Source organism: Sulfuritortus calidifontis (genome assembly GCF_003967275.1).
GTDB lineage: Bacteria > Pseudomonadota > Gammaproteobacteria > Burkholderiales > Thiobacillaceae > Sulfuritortus > Sulfuritortus calidifontis.
This window is the reverse complement of the sequence record NZ_AP018721.1, coordinates 1,590,023-1,603,635: the sequence shown is the minus strand read 5'-3', so window position 1 is coordinate 1,603,635 and position 13,613 is coordinate 1,590,023. Positions and strand designations below refer to the sequence as shown.

Sequence of the window (13,613 nt, the reverse complement as noted above, 5' to 3'; positions counted from 1 at the left end):
CCGCCGTGCCTAGTCCTTGAAGCGCTGGGCGATGGCGTTGAACTCGCCGGCGATGGCCATGAAGGCCTCGGCAAGATCGGGGTCGAAGTGTGCGCCTTTGCCCTCGGTGATGATCGCCACCGCCTTTTCGTGGGGGAAGGCCGGTTTGTAGATGCGCTGGCTGATCAGGGCATCGTAGACGTCGGCGATGGCCATGATCCGCGCCGAGAGCGGGATGGCATCGCCCGCCAGCCCAAGGGGATAGCCGCTGCCGTCCCACTTTTCATGATGGGCATAGGCGATCTCCCGCGCCACCCGCAGGAAGGAGGTCGAGGAATCGAGCTTGGCCTCGGCCGCAAGGATGGCATCGCGGCCGAGGGTGGTGTGGGCCTTCATGATCTCGAATTCCTCCGGGGTGAGCTTGCCCGGTTTCTGCAGGATGTGGTCCGGGATGCCAACCTTGCCGACGTCGTGCAGCGGTGCCGATTTGTACAGCAGGGTGATCTGGCCCCAGGACAGCTGCGCCCTGAAGCGTGGATGTTCCCTGACCCGGGTAGCCAGGGCCTTGACGTAGTTCTGGGTACGCAGGATGTGGTTGCCGGTCTCGTTGTCGCGCGTCTCGGCCAGGCTCGCCAGGGCCAGGATGGTGGTGTCCTGGGCGAGCACGACATCCTCAGTGCGCCTGACCAGTTCGGCGGTGCGTTCGGCCACCCGTTGCTCGAGCAGGGTGTTCTGGTTGCGCAATTGGTCGCTGGCGTTCTTCAAGGCCAGGTGGGTGCGAATCCGGGCCTCGAGGATGGGCGGACTGACCGGTTTGGTGATGTAGTCGACGGCACCGAGCTTGAGGCCGTAGGCCTCATCCTCGACGCTGCCGCGGCCGGTGAGGAAGATGATCGGGATATGGGCGGTGCCGGGCAGCGACTTGAGCCGCTGGCAGGCCTCGTAGCCGTCCATGCCGGGCATCTCCACGTCGAGCAGGATCAGGTCGGGTAGCCTGCCCTGGCCGATCGCGGCGAAGGCCGACTCGGCCGACTGGGCCGACAGCAAGTCATACTGCCCGCCGAGCAGCATGCTGATGATCTCGATGTTCTCCGCCTGATCGTCGACGACCAGGATGCATTCCCGTGCCATGACACTGCACTCCCGATTTCTTGTTGCCTGCAGCTTGTCGTTCAGGAAACCTTTTTCAGTCCCTCCAGCACCGCCGCGAACTGGCCGTCGAAGTCGAGCCCCTGTTCGAACAGCTTGAGTGCCTGTTCGATCGAGGCGCTCACGGTGTCGGCCACCGCCTTCTCCTGACCTTCGGTCAGCCCTAGGTAGACATAGAGCTTTTCCATGTTCTCGGTCAGGCTGTGCAGGATGTAGCGCGTGTCCGACTGCTGTTTGCGGTATTGCTCGCGCAGATTCTCGATCGCGGCGACCGTTTGCTGGGCGACCCGCTTCTGCTGTTCGACGTGGCGCACGACATCCTCGCGCAGCATGATCGCCGTGGCGCTGGCCTCCACCCCCTCGGTGATGTAGGCGGCGTTGTCGCGGATGCGGCCACACAGATCGGCGTCGTCGATCGGCATGTTGTTCACCAGCAGCGAGGCGTGCGGATAGTTGATGATCATGCGGCTCTTGAACTGGAAGATGCGGTCGAGCGAATGGGTTTTGGCAAAGACCGAGGTCTCCAGCTCCGAGGCCTGACCGGACGGGGTGTAGGTGTAGGTGCCGTTCGGGGTGCGGATCTGCACCAGCGCCTCCAGGCCGTATTCGGCCATGGCCTCGATCGCCATTTTGACCAGGCTTGGGTAGTCGTTGCAGGTAAAACAGTTGCGCAGGAACTTGAGCACCACGCCGCTTTCACCCAAGTTGGTGAGAAAGCTCATGGCCATCTTCTGCATCGAGTCCTTTTCCTGCGCCAGCTGCTCGCGCTCGGCCTTGAGCTCGATCGCGATCTGGGCCTTTTGCAGCAGCTCCTCCGGCTCGAAGGGCTTGATGATGAAGTCGACGCCACCGACCTCATAGGCACGCAGCCGTTCCTCGAGGGAGTCGTGGGAGGAGACGAAGATGACCGGTACGAAATGCACGGCCGATTGCTCCTGCAGGGCCTGGCAGGTGGTGTAGCCGTCCATGCCCGGCATCTCGATGTCGAGCAGGACCAGATCGGGCTTGTAGCTGGCCACGGTTGCGAGACAGGCTTCGCCGGAATCGGCGATCGCCACCTCGAAGTCGTCGGCCAGCGCGGCCTCCAGCATGCTGGCGACGATGGGGTCGTCGTCGGTGATCAGAATCTTCTTCTTCTCCGGCGCGATGTCCAGATCGAATTGGCTGTTCATGGTTGCTCCCTGTCGAAGTTATCCATGCCGGCCGGTTCACCACCGTCCGGCAAGCCGTTCTCGCAGCAGGCTCGTGGTCTTGTCCAACGACGCCTTGAGTATGCCAGATTTGTCCATGTAGTTGCCCGTTGCCTGCTTCAGCGCCTGCTCGAGTTCACTGGCGGCCTGGTATACATCGATTAGCCCCAGGTTGCCCGCGCTGCCCTTCAACTTGTGGGCGGCCCGTCTCGCCATCTCTGTGTCGGATTGGCCTAGTGCCCGCGTGATCGTCATGATTTCTGCGTCGGAGCCATCGGCGAAACGCTTCAGCATGCTCAGATATAAGGCGGTCTTGCCGCGCACCCGGGCCAGGGCGCCGGCCACATCGATACCCGGTAGTTCGGGCAGGGCCGGGCCTGGCTCGACAACCGTGTCGCTGCCTTCCGACGCAGGGCCGGCTGTCGGCTTGCGTCGGCACCACCGGGCCAGGGCGGCGTAGAGCTGTTCCGGCACCACGGGCTTGGTCAGGTGATCGTTCATGCCGGCCTGCAGGCTGCGCTGGCGCTCCTCATCCAGGGCGTGCGCGGTCATCGCCAGGATCGGCAGATTGGCATAAGCGGCATCGTCGCGGATGCGGCTGGTCGCCTCGAGGCCGTCCATCTCGGGCATCTGGATGTCCATCAGCACGACGTCGTAATGGTCCGGTGCATGATTGGCAACCATGGCCACGGCGATGACGCCGTCTTCCGCCACCTCGGCCGTGGCACCGGTCGGTTCGATCAAGCCTTTCAGAATTTCCTGGTTGAGCGGATTGTCCTCGACCATCAGGATGCGGCAACCTGCCAGATTGGGCGGGGTGCCGGCCCTGACCGGAGGCGGCATCGCTTCGGGCTTGAGCGAATAGAGATTTTCCAGGCAGGCCTGGAAGCTCATGAGAGAGACCGGCATTTGCAGACAGGCATAGCGCAGGCGAGAACAGGTGTTGCATGCAGTGCCGTGGTCGGAGTTGTGGATGAGGGAGACGACATGGGCCTGTGTGCCTCGAATGAGGGGAGCCAGGATGGTGTCGTCGCTGGTCAGGCAGTTGGGGGGCACGATGCTGTCGTCGATCACGATCAGAGAGTAGGGCGGTGCTGGATCGGAACTGAGCTTGGCGGTCGCTTCAGCCGAATCCCGGGCCCATTCGGTGGAAAAGCCGAATTTGTTCAGGACGCGATTGATGAAATCGGCGGTGCTGGCATGGCTTTCGACGATCAGTGCGCGCTGTCCTGCCAGATTTGGCGGCACTCTGAAGGAGCCGGCCTGGCGGTCGATGGCGAACCTGGCGTTGAACATGAAGGTGGTGCCGCGGCCCGGCTGGCTGTAGACCACGATATTGCCGCCCATCAACTCGACCAGACGTTTGCTGATGGCCAGACCCAGGCCCGTGCCGCCGTAGCGGCGGGTGGTGGAGACGTCGGCCTGGTTGAACGGCTGGAACAGCCGGCCCATCTGTTCCTCGGTCATGCCGATGCCGTTGTCGATGACGCTGAAGCGCAACTCGATGGTCTTGTCGTCGGCGATCGACTCGATATCGATGTCGAGGCGGACCTCGCCGCTGGTGGTGAATTTGATGGCGTTGCTCAGCAGATTGATCAAGATCTGGCTCAGCCGCAGCGGATCGCCGATCAGGTTCAGCGGCAGGTATTCGTTGTGGGTGAAGACCAGTTCCAGGTTCTTTTCTGCGGCGCGGTGGCGCAGCAGGGTGGACAGATCCTCCAGCACCTCGGCCAGGCTGAAGGGGATCTGCTCCAGAGACAGCTTGCCAGCCTCGATCTTGGAATAGTCGAGGATGTCGTTGACGATGCCGAGCAGGGAAGAGCCGGATCGGTAGATCTTTTCCACGTAATCCCGCTGCTTGGGTTCCAGCTTGCCTTGCAGACAGAGGTGGGCCAGGTTGAGCACGGCGTTGAGCGGCGTGCGGATTTCGTGGCTCATGTTGGCCAGGAACAGGCTTTTGGCCTGGCTGGCCGATTCCGCGGCATCTCTGGCCTCGCGCAGTTGATCGGCGATGCGCTTCTGTTCCCGGATATCGGTCACCGCGTGGGCGAAGTAGACCGGCTGACCTTTCTTGTCGAGCATCAGCAGGACGTCGTGCCAGGTCGGCAGAGTCTCGCCCGCCGTGTTGACCAGCGTGAGTTCGCCTTGCCAGCTGCCCTCTCGCAATACCTGGGGCAGGGCCTCGGTCTCCAGGAACTGCACCGATTCCGCCGTCATGTAGTCCGGGAACCTGGTGTTGAGCGCCAGATCGGTTCGCCCGACACCGAGCATCTTGCGCAGCGAGTCGTTGACGTAGGCAAGCTTGAGATCCTCGATGCGCGTCCAGCCGAAGCCGGTCAGCGAGGCGTCGGCATACCAGCGGAAGACGGTCAGTTCCTTGAGCGCCTGGCCGAGGTCGTGGGTCCGCTCGTCGATCAGCGCCTGCAACTGCTTGCGGTGGCGTTCCAATTCCCGCTCGGTCCGTACCCGCTCGGTGATGTCGACGGCGGTCAGGATCAGCCGTTGCAAGCGGCCCTCGGCGATTACCGGGGAGAAAGAGGCGCTGTAGGTGTGGAGGATGCCCTTGGGGTCGGCGATGGTGTATTCCGTCGACTGTGCTTGCCCGGTCTTGCAGGTGATGTCTAGCAGTTCTTGTATTGTCGCTTGCATGTGTTCGGGAAACCAGTCAAGCAGCCGGGTGCCGATCACCTGGCTGAAGAGCAGGTCGGGGTAGGTGCGGTTGGCATATTCGATGATGCCGTCCAGCGAGATCTCATAGAGATAGACCGTGGTGTTTTCGGTGATGGCGCGCAGCCTGGCCTCGCTGTGCCGGAGCTCCTCCTGTTCGGCACGGAGGGCGGCGTTGGCGGCGTTGAGCTCGGCGACCTTGCTTTCCAGCTTGCGCGCCAGCACCTGCTTGTGCTGGCGCAGGAATTCGGTTTCATCCGTCACCAGATTGGCCGGGCCGGTTGCCGTTGCATCGTGGGGCTGCTGTAGCAGATCGTCGACCACGCGGATCAGCTCTTCCGGCGCCATCGGTTTTTTCAGGTAGAGCCGGGCGCCGAGGCCGAGGCCGAACTCGATATCCTTCTCCTCCGTGTAGACCGAGGTATAGATGACGATCGGTCTCGAACCCAGCCGCGGATCCTGCCGCCACCGCCGGCACAGCTCGAAGCCGTCCATCACCGGCATCAAGAGATCGGTGATAATCAGGTCGGGTGGATGCAGCCGGGCCTTCTCCAGGGCCACCGCGCCGTTGTCCGCAGTCTCGGTGTCGTGGCCGTGGGCGCTGAACAGAACCTGCAGCATGTAGCGGTTCTGTGCGACATCGTCGACGATCAGAATCCTGGCCATCAGTCGGCCTTTCGCGATTGCCCCGGCAGATGCTCTTCGACCTGGCCGGGAAAGGCCGCGGGGTCGATGGGTTTCTCGATATAGGCGCTGCAGCCGCTGGCGATGGCCCGCTCGCGGTCGCCGACCATGGCGTAGGAGGTCACCGCGACAATGGGAATGGCGGCCAGTTGTGGAATGCCCTTGAGGATTCCGGCCACCTGATAGCCATCCATGCCTGGCAGCTGGATGTCGAGCAGGATCAGCTCGGGCAGAAGCTCCGTCGCCAGGCGAATGCCCTCGCTGCCGTCGCCGGCCAGAACGACGGCATGGCCGCGCTTCTCCAACAGGTAACGAATCAGATACTGGTTTTGCTCGTTATCCTCGATGCACAGGATCGTCGCCATGCTGCATCTCCATCTGGCGGGGCAGGGTGAAGCTGAAGGTAGAACCCTTGCCCCATTCGCTCTCGGCCCGGATGCTGCCGCCCAGCAATTCCACCAGTCGTTTGCTGATCGACAGGCCGAGTCCGGTGCCTTCGTGCCGGCGGCCTAGCCCGTCGTCGATCTGGTGGAAGGGTTGAAACAAGTTAACGAGATTGGCCTCGGTGATGCCGGGGCCGCTGTCGGAGACGCTGATCCGGACCATGTCGCCCTCTATGCCGCAACGCAAGCAGATCTCGCCGCGCTCGGTGAACTTGATGGCATTGCCCAGCAGATTGAGCAGCACCTGGTCGACCCGCCGGCGGTCGCTCTCAATGTGGCCGATGGCCGGGTCGATCTCGACCCGGATCGGCAGGCCCTTGGGCTTGGCCAGGGCCCGGCCGACCTCGACCGCGTGTTCGATGCTGGCGCGCAGATTGAACAGCTTGTGCTCGACCTGGAGCTGGCCGGCCTCGATTTTCGACAGGTCGAGGATATCGCTGATCAGGGCCAGGAGGTGCTCGCCGCTCTGGCGGACATAGCCCAGCTGCTTGGCCTGTTCCTCGTTGAGCGGTCCGGCCAGGCCCATTTGCAGGGCGCCGGTGAAGCCGATGATGGAGTTGAGCGGGGTGCGCAATTCGTGCGACATGGTGGCGAGGAATGCCGATTTCAGCCGGTCGGCCTCCTCGGCCCGCAGCCGGGCCTCGGTCAGCTGCTGCTCGGCCTGTTTGCGCAGGGTGATGTCGCGTGTGCTGCTGCGGTAGCCACGATAGCTGCCGTCCCTGCCATAGACCGGCTGGCCGACGTGCTCGACCCAGACGACGCGGCCGTCGCTACGGATCAGCCGGAATTCCAGGCGATTGATCTGGCGTTCCCGGTAGCAACGATCGAACAGCCGATTGACCACGGCCCGGTCGTCCGGGTGGGCTAGGCGCGCCATCAGGCCAGGGTCGGCCATGAATTCGTCGGCCTCATGGCCGGTCAGGTGCAGGCAGGCGGGCGAGACGTAGCGGTAGCGGCCATCCTCGCCGATCCAGGTCTCCATGTCGTAGGTGAAGTCGGCCACCAGGCGGTATTGTTCCTCACGCGCGGCCAATTCGGCGGTGCGCTGCGCGACCATGACCTCGAGATGACGCCGATGCCGGTCCAGCTCCATCTCCACCATCTTGCGCGCCGTGATGTCCTGCAGCGTGCCGTGCGACGCCAGTGGCGCGCCGTCCGGGGCATAGCGGTGGCTGGCCCGGCCATGGACATGCTTGATCTGGCCGCCCGGCAGGTTGAGCCGGAAATCCATATCGAAGCCAGAATGTTCGCGGAGCGACGCCTCGAAGGACTCTTTCACCCGCGCATAGTCCTCGGGGTGGATGTAGGGTTTGACCGCCTCCCGGCTGGTCAACAGGGCTTGGTAGGGGGCGACGCCGAAGATCCGGTAAAACTCGTCCGATCCGTGGAGTTCCCCGCTACCGTAGTCGATCTCCCAGCTGCCGAGGGCAGCACTGCGCTGGGCCTCCTTGAGGCTGGCCTCGCTTTGCCGCAACGCCGCTTCGAAGCGCTTGCGCTCGCTGATATCGGTATGGGTTCCGGCGATGCGGATAGGCCGGCGATGCCGGTCGAACAGGGCGACGCCGCGCGCCAAAATCCAGATGTACTCGCCATCCTTGCGGCGCATGCGGAACTCGGCCCGGTAATGGTCGCCCTGGCCGGAAAGGTGGGCCTCCATGGCGGTAAGCACATGGGCCAGGTCGCTCGGATGCACGCGGCTGGTGAATTCCTCGGGCGCATCGCCGATCTCGTCCTCTTCGTAGCCGAGCATGGCCTTCCAGCGGGGCGAGTAATAGGTCTTGTTCCCGACCAGGTCGCGGTCCCAGATGCTGTCGTTGCTGCCGTGCACGGCCAGGTCGAAGCGCCGTTCGGCCTCCTCCAGCAGACGCTGGGGCTCTTCGATCCGGCTGAAGACCAGCGCCCGGTAGATGATGCCGTAGGCGACCACCTTGTATAGGTGGCCAAGCAGGTTGTAGAGGTCGGTGACGCTGGCATAGAGCGTGAAGAACAGTTCCGACAAGGCCATGATCCACACAGCCGCACCCAGCCAGGCCGAGGTCTTGCCGGTCTGGCGCAGCCCGGGCGAGAGGAACAGGGCGAGAGTGGCCAGATGGATGCCGGCGATGAGGTATTCGGTCGCGATCTTGAGCCCGGTGAGTCCCTGGCCGGGGATGAAGGTGTGCGGCAGTAGCTCCTGACGCCAGAGCACGGCCCAGTAAGTGAGGCCGCCGAAGGCGAAGAGCAGGGCGACCATGAGGTGGCGCAATAGCGGTCGGCCGGCCTGCCGCTGCCAGAAGATCGCCGCCAGCAGCAGGGTGATGGCCGCGCTCAGTCGGGCGGCCAGCCAGAAGTCGATGGCCTTCTCCGGTCCGCTGGGAGTGACGAAGTCGGGCATGCCCTGATAGGACAGGGCGTGACCGAGGTCGAGCAGGCCGACCACCAGCAGGCCGGGGCCGATCAGGGTCTCGCCGAAGCCGACATGGTGGCTGGGCCGCAGGCTGATGACGAAGACCTGGAGGCAGACCGCCATGGAGAGAAATTCCAGGATGGTGTGCAGCACGGCATAGCCGTCCTGGCCCATGGCGAACTGCCTGCCCGGGATGAATTGCGCCGCGATGAAGCCCAGGCTCAAAGCTGCAGCCCAGAAGAATTGAGGTGTTCGGGGCATCTGGCTAAGCCGTTGGGGCCAGGGGGCGCTGAGGGTGAGCAGGTTCATGAGCGGCAAACCGGGCGGGCGGTCGGGGCAAGGCAAGGACCGGCTTGGTCATGCACGGTGGCGGCCAGGTCGAGGCGACGTCTGCTCATGGCGATTGCTCCTGTCGTTTTGAAGTCCACCCAGTCTTTTTTTGGCTGATATAAGCCACTGTTTTTGTTTGGTTATACCCAAGGCGCCCGGGCTTGGCTAGCGCTGAGCGCGGGACGCGGCTCCGATGTCGATACACGCTACCACAGCCGGGATAGGTCATGGGGATTCGGGACCGCCGCCATGTGCCGGTCGAATGCAGAGTGTGGCGTGCCCGGCTTGTCATCATTCTGACAATTGTCACCGCTAGAGTGGCCGGCTTTGGATCGAGTCGATGGAAGAATCGTGAACCTGGCCTACCTGCGCGTTGCACTGAACGATGTGCTGGAACATGGGCGCATCTCCACCCTGTTCCAGCCGATCATGGGCATGGGCGATGCCAGCATCTATGGCTATGAGGCCCTGTCGCGCGGCCCGTCGGATAGCCCGCTGCATTCGCCGGTGGCCCTGCTGCGGGCGGCCGATCATGCCGGGCTGTCGGCCGAGGTGGAACAGCTGTGTTTCGAGGCGGCCTTGCAGAATTTCGCCGAGCGCAAGCTGTCGGGCAAGTTGTTCGCCAACGTCCGGCCGGGCCGCCTGCTCGAACCGTATTTCCAGCCGGCCAGTCTGTCCGCGGTCTTGAAGGCCTACGGCATCGCTCCGCAGAACCTGATTCTGGAGCTGACCGAGAGCGACCCGGTCGAGGACTATGCCCAGTTGGCGGCGGCGAGCGAGGCCCTGCGCCGCATCGGCCTCAAGGTGGCCATGGACGACCTGGGCGAGGGCTTTTCCAGCCTGCGCCTGTGGTCGGAGATGAAGCCGGCCTATGTCAAGCTGGACAAGCATTTCATCTCCGGCCTGAACCAGGACCCGGTGAAGCTGCAGTTCGTCCGCTCGATGCAGGAAATCGCGGAGAACGCCAATGCCCAGATCGTGGCCGAAGGGGTGGAGACCGCCTCGGAGCTGGCCATCGTCAAAGACCTCGGCGTCGCTTTCGTCCAGGGTTATCTGATCGGCCGGCCGCTGGCGATGCCCTCGGCCGTGCCCTCGCCGGATGTCGTGCGGAGCCTGGGCCGCGCCGAGATCAGCGTGTTCCCCAGCGTGGCCGGGAGCCGGCCCAGGCAGCCCTGTGCCCGTACGCTGCTGATCGAGGCGCCGGCGGTCAGCCCGTCGACGCCGAGCGAGCAGGTGCTGGAGCTGCTGCAAAAACACCAGGGCCTGCATGCCGTGGCCGTGGTCGAGCGCGGTCTGCCGGTGGGCATGGTGACCCGACCGTTCCTGCTCGACCGCTTCACCCGCATCTACACCCGCGAGCTCTACGGCAAGAAGCCGTGCTCGGCCTTCATGGAAAAAGCCCCCTTGGTGGTCGACATCGGCACCCTGATCGCCGACCTGTCGGAACTGGTGGTGAAGAAGGGCAAGCAGACCTTCACCGACGGCTTCATCATCACCGAGAACGGCCAGTATCGCGGCATGGGCTCCGGCTACGACCTGATGCGGGCGATCACCGAGATGCAGGTGGTGGCGGCCCGCTATGCCAACCCGCTGACCCTGCTGCCGGGCAACGTGCCCATCCACGAGCACACCGACCGGCTGCTCGCGGCCGGCGCCGAGTTCGTCGCCGCCTATTTCGATCTCGACCACTTCAAGCCGTTCAACGATGTCTACGGCTATCGCAAGGGCGATGCCGTCATCCAGCTGCTCGGCCGCATCCTGAGCCAGGAGTGCGACCCTAGCCTGGATTTTCTCGGCCATGTTGGCGGCGACGATTTCATCATCCTGTTCCAGAGCCGAGACTGGGAGGCGCGCTGTCAGCGCATCCTCGCCCGCTTCGATGCCGAGCGCGCGGCGCTGTTCCAGTTCGAGCACCTGGCCGAAGGCGGTTATTTCAGTGAGAACCGCCGGGGCAAGATGGTGTTCCATCCCCTGGTCAGCCTGTCGATCGGCGCGGTGCCGGTGAGCCAGACCGGATACAGCCAGCGCCAGGAGGTCGAGCGCGCCGCCGCCGAGGCCAAGAAGATGGCCAAGAAAGAAGACGGCAGCAGTCTGTTCGTCGAGCGGCGTCAGGCCGGCCAGCAGGCCGATGCCGAGCCGGCGCCGGCCAGCCGCGATTGGGCCGAGGTGGCCTGAGCTGTAACACGCCGTTTTCCGCCTTGTATTACCATCAGCCTCCTGCCCGAACCGGTCGGGCCATTCATAACAAATCAGAGAGGTGTGGTGTGCGTGAATTCTGGGATAGCGTGTATGGCGACGAGGCCTATGTCTATGGCACCGAGCCGAATGCCTTTCTCGCCTCGCAGCGGCATCGGCTGCAGCCGGGCCAGACGGTGCTGGCCATGGCCGACGGCGAAGGGCGCAACGGGGTGTGGCTGGCCGAGCGGGGGCTCAAGGTCCATGCCGTCGATTTCTCGCCGGTGGCCCAGGCCAAGGCCCGGCACCTGGCCAAGGCCCGCGGGGTGGCGATCGAGTTCGAACAGGCCGACCTGCTGAATTGGGATTGGGGGCGCGAGCGCTACGACGTCATCGTCGCCATCTTCGTCCAGTTCGTCGACGCCGCCAGCCGCCCGGCCCTATTCGCCAGGATGCGCGAGGCGCTCAAGCCGGGCGGCCTGCTCATCCTGCAAGGCTATCGGCCCGAGCAGTTGCGCTATGGCACCGGCGGCCCGTCCAGCGCCGACAACATGTATACCGAGGCGATCCTGCGCGAGGGCTTCGCCGGTTTCGAGATCGAGCATCTGCTCGCCCACGACGACTTCATCAGCGAGGGCTACAAGCACCATGGCATGTCGGCGCTGATCGACCTGGTGGCGCGCAAGCCGCTGTAGATTCTACCGCCGCCAAATCCGCCAGGCGGCCCGGCGGTCGAGGCTGACCTGCACCGGTCTTGGGCCGGTGCCGATCAAGTCGAGGCCGCCGACCCGGCCCTGCTGCAGGGCGCGCAGCAGGGGGGCGAACCAGCGCCGTTCATAGTCGCGCAAGCGTTCCCTTCGTTCATTCGCTGGCGTTGTCCGCAATCCATTCAGAACGACCAGGGTTTCCTGCCCGATCGGGCCGAGTTCGGCCAGGCCGGTCGGCTCCACCTGGCAGGGCAGACCGCAGGCGCGGGCCAGGGCCTGGGCGCTCGGCGCGTCGGCATAGCAGGAGGCGATGCGGCTCTGGCTGGCGGCATTCAAGCGGCCGCCGCCCCAGAGCCAGAGGCTGTTGACCGGCGGCAGGCCCTGGGCCTCGCGGGCCTGATTGACCGGGTGTTCGTGCAGCAGCATCTGCGCCTCGTTCATCACGCTACGCCAGCGCCGCGCATCTGCGCCGCGCGGCAGGTGGCGGTCGATCCCCTGGTCGACGACTTGCGTCAGCGGCGTCGTCTGCAGCGCGGGGGCACGCTCGAGCTTGAGATACCAGCGGTCCGGCGCCAGCGGCAAGAGTTCCAGGCCGTCGGCAGCGAAGTGGCGGTTGAGGCTGGCAGCCAGCGCCGCCGACTCGGCCGAGCCGAGGCCGAGGCCGCGCGGGTCGGTCAGCACCAGTTGATCGATATTGAGATGCAGATAGATCGGGTCGGCGCGCAGCCAGCAGGCGTCACCGATGTCGGCGCCATCGTCCGCCGCCGAGAGGGCGGCGAGCGGGCAATCCGCCAGTCCTGCGGCCCGGCACAGGGCCTCGGCCGGGCTGGCGGGGGGCGATGGCGCAGGTCCGCCGCGGGCAAGCAGGGCGGCGAGGGCAGGGGTGGGCACCTCGTCGGGGTGGCCCAAAAGTTGCGGAATGATCAGATGCAGCATAAGCCGAGTTTAAACGGCACTAGAGGTGGCGCAAAGCCGCGCCAGGCTTGGTATGGAAATACCGCGAATGGGGTGGTTGCATTTCGGTCGGAGCCGACATTAAGCTGAACTCGAATCAAGAAGCCTTTCAGGCATTACTCGGGTGGACCCACCACCCCAACGTCGAGGAGGAAGTGTCATGAACCGTACTGCCGTCTGTTCCACCAGCCCCCACATTGCCCTGCCCTGCGTCTATCGCGTCGACTGGTCGCGGCCGTTCACCTGGTTGCGCGAAGGCTTGGGCGACTTCGGTCGCAACTGGATGCTGTCGATGAGCCTGGGCATGGTGTTCTCGCTGTTCGGTTATGCCGTGGTCAGCCATTTCCTCTACAAGAGCCATCTGGCCATGGCCTTGACCGCCGGCTTCCTGCTGATCGCGCCGTTCCTGGCCATCGGCTTTTACGGCATCTCCTGCAAGCTGGAGGACAAGGCGGCAGGCGAGGACAAGGCCTTCGCCTGCATCCGGCACAACGCCGCCTCCATCGGCCTGTTCGGCCTGCTGCTCGCCTTCATCCTGAGCGGCTGGGAGCGGCTGTCGGCCATCCTGGTCGCCCTCATGCTGCGCGGCGACGTGGTCAGCCTTGGCCCGTTCAGTTTCAGCGTGCTCTGGGCCGCCGAGCACTGGCAGTTCGTCGCCGCTTATGTCGGCTTCGGCGCCGTCCTGGCGGCTTTGGTCTTCGCCATCAGCGTGATCTCGCTGCCGATGATGATGGACCGCACGGTCGACGTGGTCACCGCCGTCATCACCAGCCTGACCGTGGTCCGCCAGAACTTCGTGCCCATGCTGGTCTGGGCCGCGATCATCGTCGCCCTGACCGCCCTCGGCATCGCCACCCTGTTCGTCGGCATGGTCGTCATCTTCCCGCTCCTCGGCCATGCCAGCTGGCACGCCTACCGCGATCTGGTGCAGGCCGAATAGGCGAACCGT

The 13,613-nt window shown here is 64.5% G+C and carries 9 protein-coding genes; 3 read left to right on the top strand and 6 right to left on the bottom strand.

Annotation, left to right across the window (positions count from 1 at the left end; translation table 11 throughout):
- Positions 1-9 precede the first annotated feature (9 nt).
- The 5 genes from EL388_RS08340 to EL388_RS08320 are packed head-to-tail and all read right to left on the bottom strand — an operon-like array spanning position 10 to position 8,723.
- Positions 10-1,110 carry a response regulator gene (locus EL388_RS08340; RefSeq protein WP_126462286.1) on the bottom strand — a complete coding sequence of 367 codons (1,101 nt, stop codon included), beginning with the start codon at positions 1,108-1,110 and terminating at the stop codon, positions 10-12.
- Between the two features lie 41 nt (positions 1,111-1,151).
- Positions 1,152-2,300 carry a response regulator gene (locus EL388_RS08335; protein ID WP_126462283.1) on the bottom strand — a complete coding sequence of 383 codons (1,149 nt, stop codon included), beginning with the start codon at positions 2,298-2,300 and terminating at the stop codon, positions 1,152-1,154.
- 36 nt (positions 2,301-2,336) lie between these two features.
- Positions 2,337-5,651, bottom strand: coding sequence for a response regulator (locus tag EL388_RS08330; RefSeq protein WP_126462280.1), 3,315 nt, complete (start codon positions 5,649-5,651; stop codon positions 2,337-2,339).
- Complete coding sequence (locus EL388_RS08325) at positions 5,651-6,034, bottom strand: response regulator (RefSeq protein WP_126462277.1); 384 nt, start codon at positions 6,032-6,034, stop codon at positions 5,651-5,653. Before EL388_RS08325 ends, EL388_RS08330 begins: the two co-directional genes overlap by 1 nt.
- Complete coding sequence (locus tag EL388_RS08320; protein ID WP_165919103.1) at positions 6,006-8,723, bottom strand: MASE3 domain-containing protein; 2,718 nt, start codon at positions 8,721-8,723, stop codon at positions 6,006-6,008. Before EL388_RS08320 ends, EL388_RS08325 begins: the two co-directional genes overlap by 29 nt.
- Before the next feature lie 456 nt (positions 8,724-9,179).
- Between EL388_RS08320 and EL388_RS08315 the strand changes: the two genes are divergently transcribed.
- Both EL388_RS08315 and EL388_RS08310 read left to right on the top strand, forming a co-directional pair.
- Positions 9,180-11,003 carry a GGDEF domain-containing protein gene (locus EL388_RS08315; protein WP_232019070.1) on the top strand — a complete coding sequence of 608 codons (1,824 nt, stop codon included), beginning with the start codon at positions 9,180-9,182 and terminating at the stop codon, positions 11,001-11,003.
- A gap of 89 nt (positions 11,004-11,092) precedes the next feature.
- On the top strand, positions 11,093-11,698 hold the full coding sequence (locus tag EL388_RS08310) for an SAM-dependent methyltransferase (RefSeq protein ID WP_126462271.1): 606 nt from the start codon (positions 11,093-11,095) through the stop codon (positions 11,696-11,698).
- Positions 11,699-11,701: 3 nt separating this feature from the next.
- On the opposite strand, the gene EL388_RS08305 is transcribed toward EL388_RS08310, so the two are convergent.
- Complete coding sequence (locus tag EL388_RS08305; RefSeq protein ID WP_126462268.1) at positions 11,702-12,646, bottom strand: hypothetical protein; 945 nt, start codon at positions 12,644-12,646, stop codon at positions 11,702-11,704.
- 178 nt (positions 12,647-12,824) lie between these two features.
- Between EL388_RS08305 and EL388_RS08300 the strand changes: the two genes are divergently transcribed.
- Positions 12,825-13,604: a DUF2189 domain-containing protein gene (locus tag EL388_RS08300; protein ID WP_126462266.1), complete on the top strand. Its 780-nt coding sequence runs from the start codon at positions 12,825-12,827 to the stop codon at positions 13,602-13,604.
- Positions 13,605-13,613: the final 9 nt, after the last annotated feature.